We start from the raw sequence: 4,048 nt of genomic DNA on the forward strand, positions 1-4,048 counted from the left end.
GCTTTCTAGCCATGAGTAGGCGATCCTAATTGTCTCGTTGTAAATATTTTTAGACCTCCATTATGAGCGGAATGTGGGTTTTATCGAAAAGGAAGCGAAAGGATTACGGAATCTTCTGTATTTGGAGGATTATGCTTGAATTTATGAAAAGAAGCTTTGCAGCGTAGCCGTGAGATGAGATAGTAACTCAAATTTGGGCATACGATCGCTTCAGAGCAGTTAACAACTGCTCAATCTGAATGGGCTTGCTCAGATAGTCATCCATGCCTGCAACTAAGCAGTCCTCACGATCTCCTGACATTGCATTAGCTGTCATCGCAATAATCCGAGGACGTGAGTTTAAGTTCCAATCTTCCAAAATTTTTGCCGTAGTTTCTAATCCATCCATTTCAGGCATTTGGATATCCATAAACACGACATTATAGGTTTGCGATCGCATCATTGCGATTACCTCTAGCCCATTATTGGCAATATCGACGGTATAACCCAATCGCTGAAACATACGAACCGCAACCTTCTGATTAACTAAGTTGTCTTCAGCGATCAAAATCTTTAAAGGATAGAGTTCAGAGAAACCTTTATGAAAACCATTCAAGGCGCGATCGCTACTTACCTGCACAATAGGGCTTTCCTGTATTAATAATTGGGCATTAATTTCTTCATAGGTAATCGGCTCTACAACTTCAATGGACAAATGCAAATTGAAACAGCTACCCAAACCGATTTGACTCTTTACCGTAATTTCCCCTCCCAACATACGTGCAATTTTTTGACTGATCGCTAATCCCAAACCCGTACCCTGAGACTTAAGCTTATTTTCTCCTAATTGTTCAAAGGGCAGAAAAATCTTATCTAACTTCTCCGCATCCATTCCTAATCCTGTATCTAAGACTTCAAATAGTAGGTATGCGATCTCCATTTCATTAGACATAGCATTAGGTATAGAATTAGCAGAACAGGCAAGCTTATTAGCATTTGTTGAATTCATAAAATGGGAATCCGTTAAGCCATTAATATTTAGCTCGTGATCGTAAATTCTACTAACCCGAAACGTCACCTTCCCTTTGTCCGTAAACTTTACAGCATTGCCGAGCAGGTTAAAAAGGATTTGCTTTAGTCGCTTGATATCCGTATGGACGATTTGGGGCAGATCGGATGCAAAGTCACAAATTAATTCGATTTTCTTATTGTTTGCGGAAAACTGGAAACTCTCACTCACCTCCTGTATTAACTCCAGTAATTTATAATTCATCGGTTGAATTTCCATTTTTCCAGCTTCAATTTTGGAAATATCGAGGATATCTTCAATTAAAGACAACAGGTGATATCCCGAATTATAGATAATCTGTAGGTCGGCTTTATGTTGGGGCGAAATTTCTACTTCATCCTGAAGCAGTTGAGAGATGCCAATAATTGCATTGAGCGGGGTACGGAGCTCATGACTCATATTAGTCAGAAATTTACTTTTCGACTGATTTGCCTCTTCAGCTATCTGTTTAGCTTGCCTGAGGTTACGGTTACTCTCGATCAACAATTGCGATTTTTGAATCAGTTCTATTTGAGACTTTTTTAAATGATTGCTACTACGCCGATGCTCATCAATTGTCCCTGCAAGAATTAACGTAAATGAGACGGTTGCAACGATAAAACTTTGTAATAGCAGTAAGGATTCATACATGCTTTCCCTTGCGAAAGAGCCCGTTCCCTGTAATGTTCCTATAATGGCAATCACAGACACCAAAAATATCAAATTAGTGGCTGCGAAATGTCCAAAACGAAAAGTAGCCCAAACTAAACAGGGAAGAATTAGATACTCAATGGGATATATACCGTTAAAAGCGATCGCGGAGATGGTTAATATAGTCGCCAGAATCATCAAGGCTTCAATCAGTTGTTGCGGTTTTACAAGTCGATCGCGTTTTTTGCGGAGGTAACTGAGGAACTTGAAACGGATGAGCTCACTCCAACTTAGCAAAGTAGGGGTTAAGACAAAAATCCCCGTAACATTAGATATCCACCAAGTTAACCAGACCCCAAAATAATCAGTCCAAGCCACATTATCCCCCAAACATAGAGCGGTTACCCCTGTAGTCGCATTTAGCATGGTTCCCACCAGCCCAGCCAGCCAAAAGAACAGCGCAACATTCCGAAAGTTTCTAAGCGGACTTTCCCGCCCAATGGCACGCCGTAAAAGGTAGCTCCCCAAGCCAATGCCTGTGGTCGTACCGATCGCAATCATGGCTACTTGGGAAACGGATTGCAAGATATGGAAAAAACTATCGGTTTTGATAAAAGCCCAAATATTTGCCAAAAAAGAGCCTAGCAAAACACCGAGAAGTAAGCGATCGCCAAATAACAAAATTGCCGCAGAAGCAAACCCATCGGGAAACCAAACAGGCGTGACAGATTGAGGGGTGGAGACGACATGACGGCATATTTCGGCAAGCCCATAATAGCCCAGCGCCACAATAGTAATACCAATACAGTTAATAAGTTTTTTGCGAATAGATTTGGATTGGAAGAATTGCAAGGGAACTCTTAACAAATTATCTGTCATGCCTATTAAGTCCCATTCAGAAATTGTTGTACCAATATAAGCGACTAAATTTTTCCTTATTATAAAACTTAAGTAGTTCCGCATAATTAAAAACCAAAACAAGAGAGCATACCGCCCACTAAGCGAGCGGTATGCTCCTCTAGGTTTCAAGTTTACTTATGCTTAGCTACTGAGTAGATGAATACGTAATGTTTGGCATCTCCTCTTATTCTTTTTGGCTTTATAGCTACAGTCACTTGAATTAGGACAAATCAAAACCCAAGAATTAATTGGCGGCGCGAAGCGCCGCCAATTAATTCTTGGGTTTTATGTCCTAGTACACTTGGCGACAGCTATAATACCAATTCCCAAAATGGCATTGCCATTTTAGGAATTGGTATTACAGGTGCGGCGCAGCAAAGTAACCTTATATAATGTCCCACGTTAGCAGTAACTAACAATTCCTCAGCTTCAGCATACTTTAGATTCCTATGACCATTTTTGAAGTCTCCGTTCCCGCTACCACTGGCAATTTGGGACCAGGTTTTGATTGCCTTGGAGCTGCCCTCTCTCTGTATAACCGCTTTGAATTTTCCCTAGCAGAGCGCTTAACCATTACAGCCTCAGGTGAAGGTGCGGACAAGGTAGAACGGGACGAGAAAAACCTCGTATATCAGGGCATAGCTAAGTTTTATCAACATATCGATCGCCCTATTCCCGCGATCGCTTTCCACACCGATACCGCAATCCCATTGTCACGAGGCTTAGGTAGTTCGGCAACCGCGATCGTCGGCGGCATTTTTGGCGCGAACCTATTGGCTGGCTCACCGCTCGATCGCAATGCATTATTAGATCTCGCGATCTCTATGGAGGGGCATCCTGATAACGTCGCGCCTGCAATGCTGGGCGGCTGTCAACTGATGGCATCCAATCAAGCTGGGGGCTGGGAGTTTTGCCATCTCGCATGGCATGAGGACATTGCGATCGCCGTTGCCATACCTGACTTTGAGTTGTCAACTGCCGAAGCAAGAAAGGTGTTGCCAAAACAATTTTCCATGCATGATGCTATTTTTAACGCCTCCCACTTAGCCTTACTCACCCATGCAATTCAGACAGGCAAAGATAATTGGCTCAGGGCTGGGCTTCAGGATCGCTTGCACCAACCCTATCGCCAAAACCTAATTAAAGGCATGGCAGAGTTACAGGACGCAGCGATCGCCGCAGGAGCCTATGGCATGGTAATCAGTGGCGCAGGTCCAACACTACTTTCTTTAGCACCTATGGGTACAATAGAGTCAGTAGCTCAAGCAATGCAACAAGCATGGTTAGCTATGGGTGTTAGTTCTGAAACTAAATGCCTAGCGATCGCTAAAGATGGTACAACATTCAAAACTCGTTAATTGATGTTTGGCTGTTAGCTAAGCAGTTAAGCATAATTAAAAACCAAAACCAGAGAGCGTACCGCCCGCGTAGCGGGCGGTACGTTCTTCTAGGTTTTAAGTTTACTTATGC

The 4,048-nt window shown here is 42.7% G+C and carries 2 protein-coding genes; one reads left to right on the top strand and one right to left on the bottom strand.

The features are described 5' to 3' along the window. Positions 1-187: 187 nt before the first annotated feature. Positions 188-2,557 (bottom strand): MASE1 domain-containing protein, encoded by a 2,370-nt coding sequence (locus tag AC805_RS17000; protein ID WP_055076487.1) that lies wholly within the window; start codon positions 2,555-2,557, stop codon positions 188-190. Between the two features lie 470 nt (positions 2,558-3,027). Between AC805_RS17000 and thrB the strand changes: the two genes are divergently transcribed. Then, positions 3,028-3,936, top strand: coding sequence for a homoserine kinase (gene thrB / locus AC805_RS17005; RefSeq protein ID WP_055076488.1), 909 nt, complete (start codon positions 3,028-3,030; stop codon positions 3,934-3,936). Positions 3,937-4,048: the final 112 nt, after the last annotated feature.

The organism is Pseudanabaena sp. 'Roaring Creek' (assembly GCF_001402795.1).
In the GTDB taxonomy this organism is placed as follows: domain Bacteria; phylum Cyanobacteriota; class Cyanobacteriia; order Pseudanabaenales; family Pseudanabaenaceae; genus Pseudanabaena.

Bases quoted from the DNA above. Each gene is read 5' to 3' on its own strand.
- AC805_RS17000 (WP_055076487.1), bottom strand. From the start codon at position 2,557: ATGACAGATAATTTGTTAAGAGTTCCCTTGCAATTCTTCCAATCCAAA.
- thrB (WP_055076488.1), top strand. From the start codon at position 3,028: ATGACCATTTTTGAAGTCTCCGTTCCCGCTACCACTGGCAATTTGGGA.